15 protein-coding genes and 1 pseudogene are annotated in these 20,680 nt (G+C 70.1%); 10 read left to right on the top strand and 6 right to left on the bottom strand.

Annotation, left to right across the window (positions count from 1 at the left end; genetic code table 11):
* Positions 1–166: 166 nt before the first annotated feature.
* From P0W64_RS17985 to P0W64_RS17975, 3 genes are read left to right on the top strand one after another with little or no spacing between them, the layout of a single operon-like run.
* Positions 167–853 (top strand): hypothetical protein, encoded by a 687-nt coding sequence (locus P0W64_RS17985; protein WP_275481537.1) that lies wholly within the window; start codon positions 167–169, stop codon positions 851–853.
* A gap of 4 nt (positions 854–857) precedes the next feature.
* Positions 858–2,858, top strand: coding sequence for a YhgE/Pip domain-containing protein (locus tag P0W64_RS17980; RefSeq protein WP_275481536.1), 2,001 nt, complete (start codon positions 858–860; stop codon positions 2,856–2,858).
* A 19-nt stretch (positions 2,859–2,877) separates the two neighbouring features.
* The gene (locus P0W64_RS17975) at positions 2,878–3,990 is read left to right on the top strand and encodes an acyltransferase (RefSeq protein ID WP_275481535.1); all 1,113 of its coding nucleotides are present in this window, start codon (positions 2,878–2,880) and stop codon (positions 3,988–3,990) included.
* Between the two features lie 95 nt (positions 3,991–4,085).
* Here the strand turns inward: P0W64_RS17975 and P0W64_RS17970 are convergent, their stop codons facing one another.
* Positions 4,086–5,369 (bottom strand): acetyl-CoA C-acetyltransferase, encoded by a 1,284-nt coding sequence (locus P0W64_RS17970; protein WP_275481534.1) that lies wholly within the window; start codon positions 5,367–5,369, stop codon positions 4,086–4,088.
* A gap of 110 nt (positions 5,370–5,479) precedes the next feature.
* On the opposite strand from P0W64_RS17970, the gene P0W64_RS17965 reads away from it, so the two are divergent.
* Entirely contained in the window at positions 5,480–6,838 is a 1,359-nt protein-coding gene (locus P0W64_RS17965) for a 3-oxoacyl-ACP reductase (RefSeq protein WP_275481533.1), read from the top strand.
* Between the two features lies 1 nt (position 6,839).
* A complete protein-coding gene (locus P0W64_RS17960; RefSeq protein ID WP_275481532.1) occupies positions 6,840–7,727 on the top strand; it encodes a MaoC/PaaZ C-terminal domain-containing protein in 888 nt (295 codons plus the stop codon).
* A 62-nt stretch (positions 7,728–7,789) separates the two neighbouring features.
* Here P0W64_RS17960 and P0W64_RS17955 read toward each other — a convergent pair whose 3' ends face one another.
* Both P0W64_RS17955 and P0W64_RS17950 read right to left on the bottom strand, forming a co-directional pair.
* Positions 7,790–8,389 (bottom strand): TetR/AcrR family transcriptional regulator, encoded by a 600-nt coding sequence (locus tag P0W64_RS17955; protein WP_275481531.1) that lies wholly within the window; start codon positions 8,387–8,389, stop codon positions 7,790–7,792.
* A 70-nt stretch (positions 8,390–8,459) separates the two neighbouring features.
* Positions 8,460–9,659: a glycoside hydrolase family 3 N-terminal domain-containing protein gene (locus P0W64_RS17950; protein ID WP_275481530.1), complete on the bottom strand. Its 1,200-nt coding sequence runs from the start codon at positions 9,657–9,659 to the stop codon at positions 8,460–8,462.
* An 83-nt stretch (positions 9,660–9,742) separates the two neighbouring features.
* On the opposite strand from P0W64_RS17950, the gene P0W64_RS17945 reads away from it, so the two are divergent.
* Positions 9,743–10,651 carry a cytochrome c oxidase assembly protein gene (locus P0W64_RS17945; protein ID WP_275481529.1) on the top strand — a complete coding sequence of 303 codons (909 nt, stop codon included), beginning with the start codon at positions 9,743–9,745 and terminating at the stop codon, positions 10,649–10,651.
* 1 nt (position 10,652) lies between these two features.
* Here the strand turns inward: P0W64_RS17945 and P0W64_RS17940 are convergent, their stop codons facing one another.
* Positions 10,653–11,384 (bottom strand): hypothetical protein, encoded by a 732-nt coding sequence (locus P0W64_RS17940; protein WP_275481528.1) that lies wholly within the window; start codon positions 11,382–11,384, stop codon positions 10,653–10,655.
* 146 nt (positions 11,385–11,530) lie between these two features.
* On the opposite strand from P0W64_RS17940, the gene P0W64_RS17935 reads away from it, so the two are divergent.
* From P0W64_RS17935 to P0W64_RS17925, 3 genes are read left to right on the top strand one after another with little or no spacing between them, the layout of a single operon-like run.
* Positions 11,531–12,040 carry a universal stress protein gene (locus P0W64_RS17935; RefSeq protein WP_275481527.1) on the top strand — a complete coding sequence of 170 codons (510 nt, stop codon included), beginning with the start codon at positions 11,531–11,533 and terminating at the stop codon, positions 12,038–12,040.
* A 60-nt stretch (positions 12,041–12,100) separates the two neighbouring features.
* On the top strand, positions 12,101–12,301 hold the full coding sequence (locus P0W64_RS17930) for a DUF2613 family protein (protein WP_275481526.1): 201 nt from the start codon (positions 12,101–12,103) through the stop codon (positions 12,299–12,301).
* Complete coding sequence (locus P0W64_RS17925; protein ID WP_275481525.1) at positions 12,288–16,598, top strand: alpha-(1->3)-arabinofuranosyltransferase; 4,311 nt, start codon at positions 12,288–12,290, stop codon at positions 16,596–16,598. Before P0W64_RS17930 ends, P0W64_RS17925 begins: the two co-directional genes overlap by 14 nt.
* Positions 16,599–16,621: 23 nt before the next feature.
* On the opposite strand, the pseudogene P0W64_RS17920 reads toward P0W64_RS17925, so the two are convergent.
* Positions 16,622–17,683 (bottom strand): annotated as a pseudogene (locus P0W64_RS17920) (acyltransferase); the annotation flags it as partial.
* Between the two features lie 194 nt (positions 17,684–17,877).
* Here P0W64_RS17920 and P0W64_RS17915 point away from each other — a divergent pair.
* Entirely contained in the window at positions 17,878–19,464 is a 1,587-nt protein-coding gene (locus P0W64_RS17915; protein WP_275481524.1) for a DUF3068 domain-containing protein, read from the top strand.
* A gap of 33 nt (positions 19,465–19,497) precedes the next feature.
* On the opposite strand, the gene P0W64_RS17910 is transcribed toward P0W64_RS17915, so the two are convergent.
* A complete protein-coding gene (locus P0W64_RS17910) occupies positions 19,498–20,673 on the bottom strand; it encodes a polysaccharide biosynthesis protein (RefSeq protein ID WP_275481523.1) in 1,176 nt (391 codons plus the stop codon).
* Between the last annotated feature and the right edge of the window lie 7 nt (positions 20,674–20,680).

Genomic DNA, 20,680 nt, shown 5'->3' with positions numbered 1-20,680 from the left:
GCGCCCCCCCCGGGGGGGCCCCCCGGGGGCCGCTTTCGTCTGAGTCGGTGCCCTGACGGACCGGTTCACCGCAGTCGGGCGGAGTGGGGCGCGACCGTCGGCCCGCGTCGTCACTCGCCGGGTTCCGCCGGGCCGTAGGATCCCAAGCGACGCTAGGGAGGCCTACATGGAACCGCAGGACGAGCCGGACGAGGCCGTACGGCCGCAGCCCGTGATCGTCGCCGAGAACCTCGGCGTGGACGGCGAGCACGGACCGTTGTTCTCCGGTATCGATCTGCTCCTGGGCCCCGGGTTCCATGCCGTGCAGATGCCGGCCGGTCCCGAGCAGAACGCGCTCCTGCTCACGCTCTCCGGCCGCTTGCGCCCCAGCCGCGGTCGTGTCACCGTCATGGGTGCCACATCGCCCGCACGCATCCGGAAGCACTGCGCCATAGCGGCATTCGAGGGGATCGACGATCTGGATGAATCGGTCACCGTCGAGACCGTGCTCGCCGAGCAGCGGCGTTGGCTCGCCCCCTGGTACTCCCCTGTGCCCATCCAAGCGGGGCGCGACGAGCTGATCCAGGTATTCGGCGAGGCGCACGTTCCCGCGCCTCGCACGCACATCGTCGAGCTGTCCGATCTGGATCTCTTCCTGCTGCGCATCACGCTTGCGCTGCTGTCCGCGCGGCCGATCCTCGTCGTCGGCGACCTCGAGCAGGTCCGGGACGACCCCGGGCGTGCGATCGCGGCCCGCCGCCTCGGCGCGGTGGCGGAGTTCTACACCGTCGTCGTCGGAGTGACGAACCCGCTCGGAGACGAGGCACCAGGCCACACCCTGCACGACCGCCGCATCCTCACCGGGAAGGACTGAGAAGATGCTCGCTGGACTCGCATTCGGTTCGGAGATCAAGCGTTTCGGCCGCAGCCGTATGACGCGCGCCGCGATCGTCGTACTCATGTTGTTGCCGCTCGTGTACGGGGCGCTGTACCTGTGGGCTTTCTGGAACCCGTTCGGCAACGTGAACAAGATGCCGGTCGCGCTCGTCAACACGGACCAGGGCACAACGGTCAAGGGGAAGAAGCTCGACGCAGGTGCCCAGGTATCCGAGGCCCTGAAATCGGACAAGAGTCTCGACTGGCACGTGGTTTCCCCAAGCGATGCACGCCAAGGGGTTTCGGACGGCAAGTACTACTTCATGCTCGAATTGCCGCCGGACTTCAGCTCCGCGATCGCATCGCCCCTCACGGGTACGCCCAAGAAGGCCCAGCTCGTGGCCGTGTACAACGACGCGAACAACTACATCTCCTCCACCATCGGGCAGACCGCGATGTCGCAGGTACTGAACGCCGTCTCTACACGGATATCCGGTCAGGCGGTCGACCAGGTGCTCTCCATGGTGGTCGACGCAGGGGGTGGGATCACCCAGGCCGCCGACGGAGCCCGGCGGCTCGCCACCGGTGCGGGACAACTGGATAGCGGCATCGGGACCGCCCAGAACGGCATCGGGCAGCTGGCCGACGGGATCGGGACCGCGCGCTCCGGCTCGGCCCAGCTCGCGAGTGGTGCGCGCCGGCTGTCGGACGGCATCGACCAGGCGACGGATCCGCTTCTCGCCGTGACCAATGCGATCTCGCTGCTGGGCGGGAACACACAACAGCTGCAGCAGGGTGCAGCCGCGCTCACCACGGCTGCCGACCAGATGGGCGCATTCGCAACGGCGCAGGACTCTGCGGCGACGGTGCTGTCCGCCGCCGTCAAGCAGCTCGCCGCGAGCCCCGATCCGAATGCACGCGCGACCGCGTCGACACTGCGGCAGCTGCAGTCCCAGCTCGGTGCCCACTCCTTCACACCTGCGATGAAGCAGCAGATCACGGCCGCACAGAACGGGGCCATAGCGCTGACGTCCGCACTCCGCACGCCGGGCAGCCCGCTGCAGAACGCTCTGGACAAGGCAGGGTCCACCGGTTCGGAACTGACCTCCAAGATCAATCAGCTGCGCGACGGGGCGCACCAGTTGGCAACGGGTAACGAGCAGTTGGCCTCCGGCATGGTCCGGCTCGGCGGCGGCGCACAGCAGCTACAGAGCGGTGCGGTAGCGCTCAAGTCCGGCTCCTCGCAACTCGCGGCCGGAAGCGTGAAGCTCGCCGACGGTCTCGCCGACGGCGCCAAGCAGGTCCCGAACTGGAACCAGCAGCAACGGAAGTCGATCGCCGACACCGTCGGCGCGCCCGTATCGCTCAACGCCTCCCACGAGAACGCGGCCGGGAACTTCGGCACGGGTATGGCGCCCTTCTTCCTCACGCTCGCACTGTTCTTCGGCGCGATGGTGCTGTGGATGATCTTGCGCCCGTTGCAGAACCGCCCCATCGCGGCAGAGGTCCTCGCGATCCGCGTCGTGCTGGCCAGCTACCTCCCGGCAGCGGCGATCGCGGTCGTACAGGCCGTGATCCTGTACGGCGTGGTGCGGTTCGGTCTGGGGCTACCCGCGAAACATCCCATAGCCATGCTCGGTTTCATGGTGCTGGTCTCGATCGTCTTCCTCGCCGCCACTCAGGCGATCAACGCCGTGGTGGGGCCGGCTGTGGGCCGCGTGCTCATCATGGCGCTCCTGATGCTGCAGCTCGTCTCGTCCGGCGGCATGTATCCGGTGGAGACCACCGCCAAACCGTTCCAGATACTGCACAACTTCGATCCGATGACGTTCGGGGTCAACGGCCTTCGGCAGCTGATCCTCGGCGGCATCGATCACAGACTATGGCAGGCGATCACGGTGCTGGTCGGGATAGGCGCCGTGTCGCTCCTCGTCAGTTCACTCGCGGCCAGACGGAACAGGACCTGGAACCTGGTCCGACTGATGCCGGCGATCAAGATATGACCGGCGTGAGCATGTCGACGTGAGAGACCGGATCGACTCGCTCACGGGGCTCCGTGCCGTCGCGGCGTTCGCGGTATGCGTCACGCATGCGGCGTTCTGGGCCGGCGACTTCACGCCGGACTGGCACGGCGCGGCATTCGCTAGGCTCGACGCCGCGGTCCCGGTGTTCTTCACGCTCTCCGGATTCCTGCTCGCGCGGCCTTGGATCTCCGCCGCGCGGGCGGGTTCTGCGGCTCCGTCGGTGCGCCGGTACGGCGCTCACCGCTTCTGGCGCGTCGTGCCGGGTTACTGGCTCGTGGTCAGCGTGGTGTACCTGATCTACACGGTGCGAGCGGACGGCACCCACTCCGGTCATGGGGTGGGCGGCTACCTGCGGCACATGCTGTTCGTGCAGATGTACGGCCCGGGGCATGTGAAGACGGGACTCACCCAGACCTGGAGCATGTGCGTCGAGGTCGCCTTCTACCTCGTACTCCCGATACTCGGTTCATGGCTCGTCATGGCGTCCCGCAGTGGCTTTCGGCTCTGGAGGCCCCTCGTCGGGCTGGCGGCGATCGCCGCACTGTCGTTGGGGTGGGTCGCGTTCACCTGCGGAACGACGGTGCTCGACGATACGTCGCGGACATGGCCCCCGACCTTCGGAGTGTGCTTCGCGGCGGGTGCGGCGCTCGCCGTCGCCGGCCCGGTCCGATTGCCCGCGTGGGGATCCTGGGGCTGCGCCGCTTCGGCGGTCGCCGCATATGCCCTGTTGATGAGCGGGCTCGCCGGGCCGATCGACCTGTCCCGGCCCTCCGCGTGGCAGGGTGCCGTGAAGCTCGCGCTCTACGCCGCGTTCGGAGCGGCGATGGTCACCCCACTCGCCTTCGGCTCGGGGAATTCGGTGGCCACGCGGGTTCTGGGAAGTCGGATCATGGTGTGGCTGGGCGATATCAGCTACGAGTACTTCCTGATCCACGTGATGGTGATGGACGTCGTGGTCCTCGACGTGTTCGGGTGGTCTCTGTTCCGGGGACAGGTGTGGCCGATCGTCGCCGTGACGACCGCCGTCACCGTTCCCCTCGCCTGGGCCCTGCGCACCGGCGTAGACCGCCTCCACCGCGCCACGCGTGCGCGTCGTCCCGCGGCCGTCTGACCCGCTCGTCCCGCGGTCGTAGCGGGGTGGAACCGGGGCCCGCAGCTGTCTCGCGCCAGCGATTGCGGGAGCGAGACAGCTGCGGGGAGCGAGGGTCAGGCCTCGATGATCGCTGTGATGCCCTGGCCGCCGGCAGCGCAGATGGAGACAAGAGCGCGGCCGCCGCCGTTCTCGGCGATCTGCTTCGCCGCCGAGGCGACGATGCGCCCGCCGGTCGCGGCGAACGGGTGGCCTGCGGCGAGCGAGGAGCCGTTCACGTTGAGCTTGCTGCGGTCGATCGAGCCCAACGGCACCTCGAGCCCCAGACGCTCGCGGCAGTACTCCTCGGACTCCCACGCCTGCAAGGTCGCCAGCACCACGGACGCGAACGCCTCGTGGATCTCGTAGAAGTCGAAGTCCTGCAGCGTCAGACCGTTGCGGGCGAGCAGCTTCGGCACCGCGTAGGTCGGCGCCATCAACAGGCCGTCCTTGCCGTTCACATAGTCGACCGCGGCGTACTCGACGTCGACGAGGTGCGCGAGCACGGGCAGCCCCTTCTCGGCGGCCCACTCGTCGGACGACAGCAGCACCGCCGACGCGCCGTCGGTGAGCGGCGTCGAGTTGCCGGCGGTCATCGTCGCGTCGCCGAGCGACACCCCGAAGACCGGCTTGAGCGTCGCGAGCTTCTCGACGGTCGACCCGGGACGCAGGTTGTCGTCACGTGTGAGGCCCAGGTACGGCGTGATCAGGTCATCGAAGAAGCCGCGGTCGTACGCCTTGGCCATGTTGACATGCGACAGGTATGCGAGCTCGTCCTGGTCGCCGCGCGCGATCCCGAACTCCTTGGCCGTGATAGCGGCGTGCTCGCCCATGGACATGCCGGTGCGCGGCTCGCCGTTGCGGGGGATGTCGATCCCCAGGTTCGCCGGCAGCTTGCCGAGTAGCTTCACGCGGTCGAGCGGTGTCTTCGCGCGGTTGACCTCGAGTAGCACCTTGCGCATGCCCTCGGATACGCCGATAGGGGCATCGGACGTGGTGTCCGTGCCGCCACCGACGCCCACGTCGAAGCGACCGGCCGCGATCCCCTGGGCGACGGTGTTGATCGCCTGCAGGCCGGTCGCGCACGCCTGCTGCACGTCGAATGCCGGGGTGTACGGCGACAGCGGGCTGCCGAGCACGCTCTCGCGGATCAGGTTGAAGTCGCGGCTGTGCTTGAGGACTGCGCCGCCGACGACCGCGCCCAGCTGCTCACCCTGCAGATTGAAGCGGCTGACCAGCCCGTTCAGAGCTGCGGTGAACATGTCCTGGTTGGAGGCCTTGGCATAGGCCTTGTCCGACCGGGCGAATGGAATCCGGTTGCCGCCCAGAATGGCGACCGGCCGGTTGGTGGAGTTGACCACAGAACATCTCCCATGTGTGTCGATCACGTCTGATGACGCGTATTCTTACTCTGGAGTAAGTTGCTTGTCGATAGCCTATCGGAAACGCCACACGGATGAGGTACACCCACATGGCAGACGCACCCAGCAAAGACTTCTACGCCGACTTCGTGAAGTCCGGGCCCGGTTCCTTCCTCGCGAGCCGCCTCGGCCTTCCCCAGCCGCCGACGCTGCGCCGCTACCAGGCGGGCAAGCCGGCCCTGGCCGGACCCGTCCTGCTCGGCGGCACGGGCCGCCTCGTCGAGCCCGTACGCGAGCTCCTCTCGGACTACGACCTGGTCGTCAACAACGCCGGGGGCAAGAACGCCGAGAAGCTCGGTGGCGCGGTCTTCGACGCCACGGGCGTCACCAGCATCGAGCAGCTCGTGGGACTCTTCGAGTTCTTCGGACCGCAGATGCGCGCTCTCGCCAACAGCGCGCGCCTCGTCGTGCTCGGCACGACCCCCGAGCTGATCGAGGACGCCGACGAGCACATCGTCCAGCGTGCACTGGAGGGCTTCACCCGCTCCGTGGCCAAGGAGCTCCGCAACGGCGCGACCGCACAGCTCGTGTACGTGCATCCGGACGCCCCCACCGGCGTCTCGGGGCTCGCATCGACGCTGCGCTTCCTGCTGTCCGGCAAGTCGGCCTACGTGGACGCGCAGGTCATCCGCGTGACCGACAAGGACGCCGAGGCGCCCGCCGACTGGGACAAGCCACTCGCCGGCAAGGTCGCCCTGGTCACCGGTGCCGCGCGCGGCATCGGCGCGACCATCGCCGAGGTGCTCTCGCGCGACGGCGCGCACGTGATCGTCGCCGACATCCCGGCCGCGGGCGAGGCCCTGTCCGAGGTCGCCAACAAGGTGTCCGGGACCGCGCTCCCTCTCGACGTCACCGCCGACGATGCCGGGCAGAAGATCGCCGAGCACGTCAAGGCTCGCCACAACGGCCTCGACATCGTCGTCAACAACGCCGGTATCACCCGCGACAAGCTGCTCGCCAACATGGACGAGAGCCGGTGGAACGCCGTGGTGGCCGTGAACCTCAAGGCGCCCAAGCAGCTCGTCGACTCGCTGCTGGCCGAGGACGCCCTCAAGGAGGGCGGCTCCGTCGTCGACGTATCGTCGATCGCCGGCATCGCGGGCAACCGGGGCCAGACGAACTACGGCACCACCAAGGCGGGCGTGATCGGCATCGTCGACGCCTACACACCTGTCCTCGCGAAGAAGGGCATCACCATCAACGCGGTGGCGCCGGGCTTCATCGAGACCGCGATGACCGCCGCGATCCCGCTGGCGACCCGCCAGGCCGGCCGCCTGATGAACTCGCTGCAGCAGGGCGGCCAGACCGTCGATGTCGCGGAGACCGTCGCGTACTTCGCGGCACCGTCGTCGGCCGCCGTGACGGGCAACGTCGTTCGCGTCTGCGGCCAGAGCCTGCTGGGGGCGTGACGTGGGCGAGAACGTGACCATCCTGTCGGGGCCGCCCTCCTCCCTCGGCATCATGGCGCGCGGTCTGCGCGGCATCCTGCCTGTCGTGGGCAAGCAGGGAAAGCTGAAGGCCGAGACCCGATTGCCTACGCGCAGTGTGGGTCTCGACGTCACGGTGGACGCGGACCGGGTCACCGACTACTGCGATGTGGTGGGGCTGAACAACACCGGCGAGGTGCCGATCATGTACCTCTACGTGCTGAGCTTCCCGCTCATCATGGACCTGTTCCTCGCCGATGACTTCCCCGCCGCGGCGGTGGGTTCCGTACACGTCGAGAACACGATCACGCGGCGCCGGGCGATCGCGATCGGCGAACGACTGTCCCTGCGGACGTCGGTCGGTAACCTCCGGGAGCACCGCAAGGGCATGCTTCTCGACTTCGTCACCGAATTCTTGGATGAGGCAGGAGAGTCCGTGGCCTCCGAGGTGTCGACGATGCTCATCCAACAGCGCACGTCGCCGTCCGACGAGCCTGCGCCCGAGCCGCCCAAGCAGGCGAAGCCCGGCCCGCCGGACGCATACCTGTCGGTCGACGGTGGCCTCATCCGGCGCTACGCCTCCGTGAGCGGTGACCGCAACCCCATCCACATGTCGCCGTTGGGCGGCAAGGCATTCGGGTTCCCGTCGTCGATCGCGCACGGTGCATGGACGGCGGCGGCGATCCTGCGGCTCGTCGAGGGACGCATCCCGGACGCCGCGACGTATACGGTGCGCTTCGGCAAGCCCGTCGTCCTTCCTGCACGAATCGCGCTGTACAGCAAGCAGACAGACGACAACGGCTGGGAGATCGTGGCCCGTGACCGGAAGAAGGGCTTCCCGCACGTCACGGGAGTAGTGACGCCGCTGTAGCCGGAGCCACCGTCGGCCGCATCCGGATTCCGGGTGCGGCCGACAGTGCTTTCAGCCCCGCGTCAGACCGAGCGACTGTCGCCGCGGATGCCGCCCCAGATGAACGAGTACATGATCTCCACCGCGCGGTCGAGCTCGGTGTATCCGGCGGCGAGACGGTCCGCTATGGCTTCGCCGGACCCCACGAGTGCGACGGCGTACAGGGTGAAGTCGGTGTCCTCGGGCGCGTACTTGGATGCCTCGCGGAGCAGCATCGCCGTGACCTCGACAACGCGTTCGCGATTCGCGTGCGCGATCTCCGCGAACGCCGCCTGGCCGGTGGCTTCGCGATACATCACCCGCCACGCGTCGCGGTGGGCATCGACGTACTTGAGGAAGCCGGCGATGACCGAGCGCAGCAACTGCGCAGCGGGTTGGGAGGCGTCGGCGTCGAGTTCCATGGACTGCATGAACCGGGCGGCCTCACGGCTGACGCACGCGGCGAAGAGCTCGTCCTTGGAGCCGTAGTACAGGTACAGCATCGGCTTGCTGATGTTGGCCTCGCGCGCGACCGCGTCCATCGAGGTCTCATAGAACCCGTTGCTGGAGAACACCTTAACGGCCGCATCGAGCATCTGCTGCTCACGCACCGCGCGCGGCAGACGTTTGGTGCCACCGGCCACGTCAACCCTCCTCGAGTCTTCGCCGAGACTCTACCTTACTGATGGGTAAGTTCGTAGCCGGAGGAGCGGATCAGCAGCGTGCCAGGTGCTTCACGGCCGCGACCCGCAGCACCGAGGCGTCCACCGCCCTGCGCGGGAGCTTTCCGGACCGCACCGCCGCGGTCAACGTGTCCAGCACCCCGGACAGGTCGTCGGTCGTGATCCACAGCGCCACATCGGCGCCCGCGGTGATCGCCTTGGTGACGGCCTGCGCGATCGAGTAGCTGCCACTGATCGCAGCCATACCGGATAGGTCGTCGGTGAAGATCGGCCCGGTGTGCGCCTTCGCCCCGTATCCGGCGCCCTCGCGCAGCAGCGACATCGCCGCCGGGCTCAGGCTGGCGGGCAGCCCGCCGGTGAGGCCCGGGACCTCGAGGTGCCCCACCATCACGCCCGCGTCCTCACCCGCGACCGCACGGAAGGGCACCAGGTCGTCGGTCTTCATCGCCGACAGCGGAGGCGTCGTGACCGAGCCCTTGTGGGAGTCGCCCGAGCCGTGCCCGTGACCGGGGAAATGCTTATAGACGGGGTAGATCCCGGCGTCACGCAGTCCCGCCGCGAACGCCGCGGCGTACTGCGCGACCTTCTGCGGGTCGTTCGAGAACGACCGGTCCCCGATGACGTCGTCGGCGGCCTCGTCGCTCACATCGGCGTCAGGAGCGAAGTCGACCGTGATCCCGGCTTTCGCCAGCAGGGCGCCGACCCGCTTGCCCTCGGCACGCGTCTGAGCCGGGCTCATCGTCGCCGCCAGCCGACGCGCCGAGGGCAGGTCGGCCCCGGGCAGGCGCGAGACCCGGCCACCCTCCTCGTCGATGGTGACCATCGGTGGGACCTTCGCGGCGGATGAGATCGATTGCAGCACACCGCCGCTGAACACCGACTGATCGGTCCAGCTGCCGATGAACACGCCACCGACGCCACGCGCCACCGCCGAGCGTGCGTCCGCGGCACCCGTCACGCCCACCACCAGCAGCTGCCCCAGCTTCTGCCGCAGCGTCAGCGAATCGAGGTAGTGCTGCTGCGCGGCGCAGGTCGCGGCACCCGACGGCGCGGGGGCACTGGAGGCGGCGCTCGGCGAGGTCGCAGACGTCGGCGCCGCAGCGCCCGTCGCCCGAGACGTCACGGGCGCGGGTGTCGACGTGCTCGCCACGCCGCTGTCGCTGCCGCACGAGGTGATCGCGACGCAGGCGGCCAGTGCCGCGGTCAGGGCCGGTATCCGGGTGGTACGCACCCGACCAGTCTGGCAGCTGATTCGGCGGGCCTGCACAGCGCGGGCTAAGCGCGGCCTCAGCGGCACGCTCCTACCGTGCGCGCGTGAGCATCGCTATCCCGTCCGCAGCGTGGACGACATGGCATCCGGACCCTGTAGGCCTGGCGTCTATCGCACTCGCCGTCGTCTACCTGGCCTCCGCCCGCCGTAGCCGCTTCGCGGTGCCTGGTGCCCGTCGGATTGCTTGCACAACTGGTTGTGCAATGCTTGCCATCCTCGCATGCGGGCCGATCCACGCCTACGCCCCGCACCTGTTCTGGGCCCGGGCCCTCGAGATCACGGTGCTGCTGTACTGCGTTCCGCTCCTGCTCGCGTCGGGGATGCCGGTCACCGTCATCGGGGGGAACCTGCCCACACACCTGCGGCGACGCGGCGAGCGGTTCCTGCGTTCGGCGCCCGCCAAGGCGGTCACGCACCCGGCCGTCGCGTCGGGGCTGCTCCTCGTGACCCCGTGGGTGCTGCTGTTCACCTCGTGGAACACCACGGCTCTCGCGCACCCCGCGCTCGACGTCCTCACGCGAGGGTGGCTGCTCGCCGTCGGCGTCGGCTACTACTACTCGCGCACCCAGGCCGACCCCGTGCCCAGGCGCTATCCGCAGAGCCTGTCGCTGCTCATCACGCTCGTGGAGTCGCTGGCCGACGGCGTGCTCGGCATCGTCGTCTGGCTCGGGCCGACCATGGACACCATCTATTACGCCGGCCTCGGCCTGACCGACACCGCACAGCTCCGCCTCTCACAGACCGTCGGCGCGGGCATGCTGTGGCTGCTCGCCGATGTCTTCGGTCTGCCCTTCCTCATGCTGCTGATGACCGCGCTGCGTCGGGAGGACTCGCGGCGGCAGGCTCGCGCAGACGCGGCGATCGACGCGGCCTCCGAGGAGCGTCCGGGCGACGAGCCCACGACCGGGCTGTGGTGGGAGACCGACCCGAGGATGACGGACCGCTACCGGTGAACTACTTCGCCTGCGCCGCCTTCGCGATCGCGGAGGCGAGGACCACGTCGAACAGCCGCTTGTCCGGCTCGCCCGTCGATCCGTTCTGCGACACGGTCAGGGTGTAGTCCCCGACGACGGCCCACGCCGTCAGGAAGTGGGAGGTACTCGAGCGGCCTCCCGCCGCGGACACCCTGTCCTGGCGGAACGCGACGACGGAGTCCGCCGCCGTTCTCGGGACGGGGACGACGCTGTAACCGACCCTGCTGGTAACGACAATCGTGCCCTGCCGGGCCGTCGCGGTGATCTTCGCGCAGTCACCCGAGATGTTCTTGCGGACCGCCGACAGATCGCCCTTCTTCTTCAGCACCACCTCGCTGACCGCGCCTGTCCCTGCCTGCCCGGTCACCATCCCGGCCCCGGTCGCGTCGAACTTCGCGCCGAACGGATTCGGGTTCTTGCACTTCGACGGCGTGATGGTGGTGTCCGCGGCGACGCCGGACAGACCGTCGGTGACCTGTTTCGTCTGCTGTGCGGTGAGCGGGACCGACTTCACTCCGACGGGCAACTCGTCCGACGTGAGCACCACATCGGTGGCGGGCGCGCCCTTCTGCACCGAGAAGGACGCCGCGGGGGCGGCACTCTCCACGGGCGAGGACGCCTCGTCCGAACCGCACGCCGCGAGCAGGAGCGACGCCGCGCCGAGCGCGGCGGCGACCGGCAGCAGCCGGGCCGGGTTCTGGAGGGAGGCCATCTAACCCACCGATCGTTTCCAGGGCCGGTCCGAGCGGTCCGGCGACGCCGCAGCAGCCTATCGCGACAAGGCCGACGTCCACGCGGAAGTGCGTCTCCCGGCGTAGGATTCGGTCAAGAGAACACCGATTCACAAAGGGGATCGCGATGGGCACCGACGGATCGATGAAGGTAATGATCGCGTACGACGGGTCCGAGGATTCGCGCCGCGCGGTGAAGTACGCGGGCCGATTCCTCAACCGGGCGGACCGTGGTGTGGACGCGGTCGTCGTCACCGCCTGGGAGTCGACGGTGCACCAGGCTGCGCGCGTGTCCGCCATGTCGGGTGTACTCGGCCCGGGCTCCAACGAGCCCACCTACCTGGGCGTCGAGGACGCGCTGCACGCGGAGGCCGCGCAGACCAACCGGACGGGCGTCGACCTCGCGCGGGAGGTCGGCATGACGACTCGCGGCCAGCTCGTCGAGATCACCTCGACCGTGTGGGCCGCCATCGTCGCCGCCGCGGATACCGAGAACGCCGACGTCATCGTGACGGGCAGCCGCGGCGCGACCGGCCTCAAGGCGCTGCTGCACTCGTCGACGTCCGAGGGCGTGCTCAAGCACTGTCGCCGACCCGTACTGATCGTGCCGTCCGGCTGCGCCGACATCGTGGAGTAGACGCGGGCCTGTATCGTGGGTGCGGCCTTGTCCGACGAGCAGCAGGAGTGAGCGACCCGCATGGACCGCACCCCGATCATCGCGAGCGGTATCGCCGCCGTCGCCGGCATCGTCGTCGCGATCGCCCTGACGCTGGTCGGCGGCAATGCGTTGTCGCAGACCCACCCGACCACGAACCTGTCGTCGTTCGACGCCAAGGACGGCTTCCTGCAGGGCACGCAGGACTACGGCTCGCGCGACAACACTGGTGCCGACAAGTAGCACCGCCGCACCCGCTGCCCCCCTCTCCCGACGCTTCGCCGCCTACGCGTACCTGATAATCGCGGCGCTGGTGCTGCTTACCGCGCCCGGCCGCGTCACGGCCGATACCAAGGTCGATCTCACGGCCAACCCCCTCGGCTTCCTATCGCGTGCGGCGAACGTCTGGTCCAGCCAGAGCCCGCTCGGCCAGGTGCAGAACCAGGCCTACGGCTACTTCTTCCCGCACGGCGCATTCTTCGCCGCCGCGCACCTCGCGCACATACCCGCATGGTTGACGCAGCGGCTGTGGTGGTCGCTCCTGCTGTTCGCCGGATTCTGGGGCGTCATCCGCCTCGCCGAAGCGCTGCGCACCGGCTCGCGCGGGTCCCGCGTCGTCGCCGCGGGGGCCTTCGCCCTCTCCCCGTACGTCCTCACGACGCTGGGCGCGATCTCGTCGGAGACCACGCCCGTCATGCTCGCGCCGTGGGTGCTCATCCCCGTCATACGCATGCTCTCCGGCGAGAACGGCCGGTCCCTGCGCGTCCTCGCGGCGCAGTCCGCCGCCGCGGTCGCGCTGATGGGCGCGGTGAACGCGGTCGCCACCGGGCTCGCATGCCTGGTCACGGCGATCTGGTGGGCGGTGCATTCCCGCTCCGCGCTGCAGGCGGATCGTCGCCGATACCTCGTATTCACCGCGTGGTGGCTGGCCTGCCTGCTACTCGCGACGCTGTGGTGGATCGTGCCGCTGCTGGTGCTGGGCCGGGTGTCGCCGCCGTTCCTCGACTTCATCGAGTCGTCGCGCGCCACCACGGAGTGGACATCGCTGCCCGAGGTGCTGCGCGGCACCGACTCGTGGTCGCCGTTCATCTCCTCCGAGCGCTTCGCCGGGGCGATGCTGGCGACCACCCCCGCTGCCGTCATCACCACGGGCCTCGTCGCGGGCGCGGGCGTCGCCGGGCTCGCGATGCGCCGCATGCCGCACCGCGGGGTGTGGATCACGATCCTCATCGTCGGACTGGTCGGTATGGGGGCGGGCTACGCGGGCGGCATGGGCTCGCCGTTCGCGGAACCCGTCCGCGTGTTCCTCGACGCGGGCGGGGCACCGCTGCGCAACGTGTACAAGCTCGAGCCGCTGGTGCGGTTGCCGTTGGCCCTGGGCATCGCGCATCTCCTGGCGCGGGCGCCGCTGCCCGGCACCGTCTCACCGGGTCGGGCACGGGCCGCGTTCGCGCATCCCGAGCGGAACCGGCTCGCTGCCGCCGCCATCGCGGTGATCGCGGTGATCGCGCTGTCCGGCGGGCTGGCCTGGACCGGACGGCTCGCGCCACGCGGCTCGTACGACAAGATCCCGGACTACTGGTCCCAGGCCGCGGGCTGGCTGTCCGGCCACGCCGAGGGCACGGCGCCGGGCCAGGCGCGGGCCGAGCGGGCGCTGGTGGTGCCGGGGGCGCCCTTCGGGGCCCAGATCTGGGGACTCACGCGCGACGAGCCGCTGCAGCCCCTGGCGACCACACCGTGGGCCGTGCGCGACGCGATTCCGCTGAACCCGCCCGGCGCCATCCGCGCACTCGACTCTGTGCAGCGCCTGTTCGCGGACGGCACGCCCGCGCCCGGGCTTGCGCCGACGCTGCTCCAGCAGGGTGTCCACTACGTGGTGCTGCGAGCGGACCTCGACCCCGACACGTCCCGTTCCGCTCGGCCCGCGCTCGCGAAGTACGCGCTCGACCACTCGCCCGGGCTCAGCCCTGTTGCGACGTTCGGCCCGGCCACCGCGCCGGACACGGTCAAGGGCGTGGTCATCGACTCCGGGCTGCGTCCGCCCATGCCCGCGATCACGATCTACAAGGTCGCCGCCGCAGGCGAACCACCGGCGGGTCCGTACCTCGCGGACCTGAGCTCTATGCCGCGCGTCGCCGGGGGGCCGGAGTCGCTGCTGACGCTGCAGAACGAGACCGCTCGCGCCGGCCGGCGTCCGCTCGGTCCGGCCGTGCTCACCGGTGACGCGAGGGGCCTGCCGCCGGCACCGGTCACCGTCACGGACACCCCGAAGGACGCCGAGACGGACTTCGGCCGCGTCGACGACCACACATCCGCGATCCGAGCGGACGGTGACCCGCGGCGCACGCTGAACCGCGCGCTCGACTATCCCGTGACAGGCGTGCCGCCGACCGAGGGCAGGTGGATCGGCGGGCGGGTCGAGACGTCCTCGTCGGCGTCGGACGCCACCCAACTCGGGTCGGTCATGCCGGGTGCGTCTCCCGCGGCCGCCGTCGACGGTGATCCCGATACCAGCTGGGTGTCCGCCGGCCTGGACCGCGCGGTCGGCCAGTGGCTCCAGATCGACCTCGACCATCCGCACCCGAACCTGGCCGCGAAGATCACCCTCGGGCGTGCGCTGGGTCCGGCCGTGACCCGGGTACTCGTCTCCACGCAGGCCGGATCCGTGTACTCGGATCCGGTACGCGCGGGCCAGCCGATCACCGTCACGCTACCGTCCGCCGCGACGGGCTGGGTGCGGATCACGGCGGCGGACACCTCGACCCACCGATGGGGTGACCAGTTCGCGCTCGCGGAGGTGGCGCTCACCGACACCGAGACCGGGAGGCCGGTCGAGGTCCGGCACGAAGTCGCGGTGCCGCGCCCGACGGGTCCCGTGGGACGATGGGTCTTCGGGCAGGACGATATGGGCCGCACTGGCTGCGTCCCGGTGCCGGCGCGGCGCGGCGCGACCTCCGTGCAGTGCGCCGACATCTCGCTCACGCCACAGGAGCCCGGGACGTTCGCGCGGGACATCGTCGCGCCCGCCGCGCAGTCGCTCATCCCCTCGCTCACCCTGCGCGCCCGACCGGGCAAGGCCCTCTCGGCGTTGCTCGCGGACGGCGGTCACCTGTCGTCGACGGGCGACTCGGCCTCTTCGGACACCCGCGGCGCCGGCTACGCGGCAACCGACGGCGATCCGTCCACCAGCTGGACGGCTCCCCAGTCCTCCACCGACGCGGCATCGGCGAAACCTGTTCTACACGTACGCCTTCCGTCTCCTGCCCTGGTGGGCGGCCTCCAGCTGAAACTGCCCGCCGGGCTCGCGCCCGCGCACCCCACCAAGGTGGGGATCGACCTGGGAACCGGCCGCCAGGTGCGCAAAGTGCACGACGGGGTGATAGAGCTCGACCCCGGCTACACGTCCGAGATCACGATCACCGTGCTGGATTGGGACGACGCGCTCAACATCAATGCGCTCGGGTTTCCGGAGAAGATGCCGCCCGGCATAGCCGAGGTCACCGTCGTAGGCAAGGACGGCAAGCCGGTCGCCACGCCCGCGGATCCCGACCGGCCCGTCACCGTCGCGTGCGACGACGGGCCCGTACTCGACGTCGGCGGCAAACCGACCCGGTTCCGGATCGACACCACGGCACGCGCCCTGCGCTACGGGGATCCCGTGCATGCCACGGCGTGCAGTCCGGCGCCCGTGGCGCTGCCCGAGGGGGCGGCGCAGGTCGCCGTGCACCCGGGCGCCGCCTTCAGCGTGCAGACTCTCACCCTCGACGACGCCGCGCCGCCTGCTTCCGACGCCGCGGAGACGAACTCCATGACGACCCCCGTGACGGTCGAGTCGTGGACGGCGGACCGGCGTCGCGTCGCCGTGGGCCCGAGCCCCGCCGACCGCGTTCTGGTGGTTCCGGAGAGCGTGAACCCCGGTTGGGCGGCGACGGGGCCCGACGGCACCCCGCTGCGCTCGGTCACCGTCAACGGCTGGCAGCAGGGCTGGGTCGTGCCCGCGGGCACAGCCGGGACGGTCACGCTGCGCTTCGCGCTCAACGTGCCGTACCGGATCGGTCTGTTCGGCGGACTCACGCTGCTCGTGGTGCTCGCCGCACTCGTTATCGCGCCGGGCGCGCGTCGACCGGGCGGCCCAGCGATCACCGCGGCTTCGTCCCCCTACCTCGCATCGGCGGGGATCGCCGCGGCGGCCTTCCTGCTCTCCGGGTGGCTGGGCCTGGCCGTCGCGGGATTGTGCGGGGTGGGTGTGTGGGCGCTACGCGCCGGGCGCAGGGCGAGCGGGCAGGCCCCCGTGGTCGTTGGGGCAGCGGGCCTGACGGCCGCTTCGACGGTGGTTCTGGCGCGGGGGCCGTGGCACGACTCGCACGGTTACCTGGGGCACTCGGCCCTGCCTCAGGCGTTGGCGCTGGCCGGGATCTGCGTGCTGGCCTGCTCCGCGGTGCCGGCGGCACGCGCGGTCGGCCGTACCTCGCGCCGCTTCGCCCGGCGCTCCTCCCAACGCGCCAGCGCCAAGCGGGCGGGCTCCTCCACGAAGGAGTAGCTGACGGCGCTCACGGCGACGGAGAAGACCGCGGTCAGCACCGCGACGTAACCCATGCGGCCATGGAACGGGGCCACGCCGAACAGCGGGAAGACGCTGCTCAGCACGATCAGATGCCAGATGAACACCCCGTAGGACCAGCGACCGAGCGCCTGCAGCGTGCCGGACTGCAGGACGCGGAAGCGTTTCTCCCGCGGCGCGAGCACCAATGGTGCAAGCAGCAGCGCCGCGAGCACGCCGCCGAGCCCCATGCGGGTCGCGAACTGCCAGTTCTCCGGAGTGTCGAGTGACACCGGACCACCTAGCGGCGTAGCGACCACGGCGAAGACGACGACGGCTCCGGTCCAGCAGATCCGCCGGGACGAGCCCAGGCGCCGGACACGGCGGTAGAGCGCGACGGGTGCGACCGACAGCTCCGCGAGCACCAGCCCCGCGACGAACCAGGGCAGGTAACCGGGGATCCAGTTGAGCGGATTGACGCCTCGTGGCAGCGGCAGTGCGGAACCGAGCCACGCCCAGGCCAACGCGGCGACGGCGACGGCGACCAGGACGGGTACGCGCAGCCGCACCCACCGACCGCGCAGACCCGCGAGCGCGAACGCGCCCAGCGGTAGCAGCAGGTAGAAGAGCATCTCCACGGACAGCGACCACATCTGTGTGAGCCCCTCGCTCAGCGCGTAGGGCACGAAGACCTGTGTGAGCGTCAGATTGGCGAACCACGTCGACACCGAAGCGCCTCGCGCCTCGGGCAGCAGTAGCAGCGCGACCACCACGACGACCAGGTAGGCCGGGAGGATGCGGACGAGCCGCGAGCGGTAGTAGTGCCCCGGATGTGGCCGGGCCGTGCCGTCCCACGCGGCGCGCGCATGCGAGCGCCACAACAGGAACCCGGACAGCCCGAAGAACAGGGCCACCGCCATGTCGAAGCGGCCCCACATACGCCCCGCGGGAGTGTCGTTCACCTGCGCCGTCTGGAACGCTACGTGGGTCAGCACGACCGCCAGCGCCGCGAATGCTCGCATGCCTTCGAGCGCGGGGACGAAGCCCGCGCGTCCAGCGGGTACCCCGCGGTCCTGTTCACTCATGTCGAGTCGCAATCTACCCGGCAGCGGGACCGTCGAGCGGCGGACCGCGTTGCCGCACACCGTGCGGAGAGACGGCCGAACCGTCGGATCCTGTTACTCTTTGGCGACTGAACCCATCGGGGCTTACTTCGTTGCGCCCCGGAGACCGCGCGCCGCTTACCGGCGCGGACCCCACGTGGTGAGGAGACAAATCGATGGCGGTAGGCCGCAGCCGATTGGCGGGTGTCATCGGGCCGATCCTGATCTTCCTCGGGGCGCTGCTCCTCACGGCCGCCGTCGCGACCCCGCTGTACGTGACGGGCCGGCTCAAGTCGATCCCCCTGAACGTCGACGTCACGTCCGTGGCGACGTCCACGGTGCAGCAGGACAGCAAGGCCAACGCGCAGTTCCCGTCCCGCCTTCTGGATCAGTGCTCGATCAGCAACGGCGCCAAGCGGGCCGTGGTCAACGACGTCTACCTGACCACCCAGACACGGACGCTGGTCACGGATCCGTCCGACAAGAACTCGATGACGTTCCAGTCGGGTATGTCGACCGTGGTCAACTCGATCCAGGGCAAGGGCGACCAGGTCACCCACCCTCCGCTGTCGGACACGGGCACGCTCATCAAGGACTGCGGCGACGGCCTGCTGCAGGCATGGGTCGACCGGGTGAGCGTCGACCGCAAGACCGCCGCACCCGACGGCCAGACGTCGGAGACGACCTTCCAGCCGGGGACAGACGCCCCCACCGTCAAGATCCCGGACCGCAAGGGCTACCAGTACCGCTTCCCGGCGAACACGGCCAAGGACGGGCAGTACTCGTACTACGACCTGACTACGCGCTCGTCGGTGCCGATGAAGTTCGTCGACACAAAGGACGTCTCAGGTGTGGATGCGCTGCACTTCGTCGCGACCGGCCCGGAGACGGATCTGGCCGCCACGAAGGCCGACGGTGATGCCGCCCCGCTTGGCACGACACTGACCATGACCGCCGGCTGGTGGGGGATCCCCCGCGTCGACTCGGGCGAGATCGTGTCGCTCGACCGGCACGCACAGACCACCACGGACCTGTACATCGACCCGGACACCGGCACCCTGGTGAACCAGGTTCAGCACCTGCGCCAGTGGTTCGCGCCACCCGCCAAGACGGCGCCGGACACCCCCTCCGCGGTGAAGAACTTCTCGCTCGAGGTGCTCGACACGCAGCAGTCGTGGAACCGCGACACCATCGAGTCACAGGCCTCCGCCGCGAAGTCCTCACACAACGAGAACATGCTCGCCAAGCGGGTCGTACCGATCGTCGGCGGCGTGCTGGGCATCCTGGCCCTCATCGCGGGCATACTCGCGCTGCTCGTCGCGCTTCGCGGCCGCCGCGCCGTCTCGTACGGCGTGTCCCCGTCCGACGCCGACGCGTACGCACCCACCGAGTCCGCTCCCGCGGGCTTCGGCGCGCCCTCGAGCACCAGCTCTCCGAGCGGTACGCCCAGCAGCGGCCTCACCGGCACCGGCAGTCTGGCGGGCAGCAGCCGCGTGGGCTTCGGCGGGCCTCCGGGACCGGACGGTGGCGACGCGGACACCGAGGCGTTCACGCAGAAGCGGGCGACCGAGCCCGAGGCCGACGAGTCGCAGACAGAGGCCCTCGATACGTCGAAGATCGCCGAGCGCCGCGACGCCGGGGATACCGGCGACGGCGAGGCCGACGAGTCGCGCACCGAGGTGCTCGGCACGGCGAAGAGCCGCGTGAAGAAGCTCTTCGGCCGTGGCCGCAAGGACACCACGGATCAGGGCGAGGACGAGTAGCCTCCCCAGCCCACCTCGGACATCGGCGGCGGCTCAGCGATGCTGGGCCGCCGCCGTTTCCGTGTGCAGCGCCGCCGCCACGGCGCAGGCGGCGGCCGTGACACCCACGCACGACGCGGACACCGCGATCATCGCGCCGACGGTGTGCGGGACGGTGAGGAGTAGCGCCGCCTCGACCGCGAAGCCGGCCCATGCGAACAGGGCGATGCGGGTCCGCTCGGCCGCGATCGCGTACAGCAGGACGCCCTGCATGACGGCGAGCAGGCCGCCGTCGACGGCGAACAGCCACAGCCACGGCTGTACGGGCGCGTAGCCGTTGCCGGCGAGCATCGTCGCGACCGGCGCGCACACCGCCGCGCCCGCCGCGCACAGCACCGTCAGGGATACGAGAACCGTGAGCACGGTGCGTAGGGCGCCGCGAGACCGCTCAGGTGACGCGAGATGCGGGTAGAAGACGACGCCGACGGCCTGCGGCAGCCAGAACGCTACTTTGGTGGCGACGGCGCCCAGGGCGTAGGTGCCTGCGGCGGTCGGCCCGAGAACGGGACGGGACAGCAGCAGGTCGATCGACGTGAAAGCGATGAGGACCAGCTGCACACCGCTCGCGGATAGGACGGCGATCACCGTGGTGCCCGCGCCGTGGCCCTCGCCGGCGGCGCCGACCGCCGTACGTGCCAGGATCGCGGCGACCGCAGCGCCACAGGTCATCGCCGCGAGGCCACCCCCGGCACCGCCGCCGACGGCGAGGACGGGCACCGTCGGCGCCACCTTCGCGACGCCCGCCACAGCGAGCACCACGGCCAGGCGTCGGAACCTCCGGGCGCCCTGTAACAGTCCCTGTTCGGCCGCGAGCAGCACGAGTACCGGCGCCTGCGCGAGGGCCGCGGCCGTCGCCGCAATCGAGGTGTGCAGCGCGACCGCAGCGATCGGGACGGCGAGGGCCGCGAGCACGAGCGCACCCGCGGCGACCTGAGCGGCCAGCCGCCGCAGCTGCCGGGCTCCCGCCCCGCGCACGACCTGGCGCGCGACGACCGTCTGCAGCGCCAGCGACGGCACAGCGAACACCAGGCTCAGCTGCAGCAGGGTCGCGAACTCGCCGTACGGCCCGGGACCCAGCCACCGGCTGGCGGGAAGGTGCACCAGGTAGGAGCAGAGGTTCGCGATCATCGACCCGACCGTCACCACTACCAGCCCGTTCACGGCCGCCATTGTGTCA

The organism is Tsukamurella sp. 8F, assembly GCF_029167375.1.
Taxonomy (GTDB): domain Bacteria; phylum Actinomycetota; class Actinomycetes; order Mycobacteriales; family Mycobacteriaceae; genus Tsukamurella.
The sequence above is the reverse complement of the archived record's forward strand: the minus strand, read 5'-3'. Positions and strand labels throughout refer to the sequence as shown.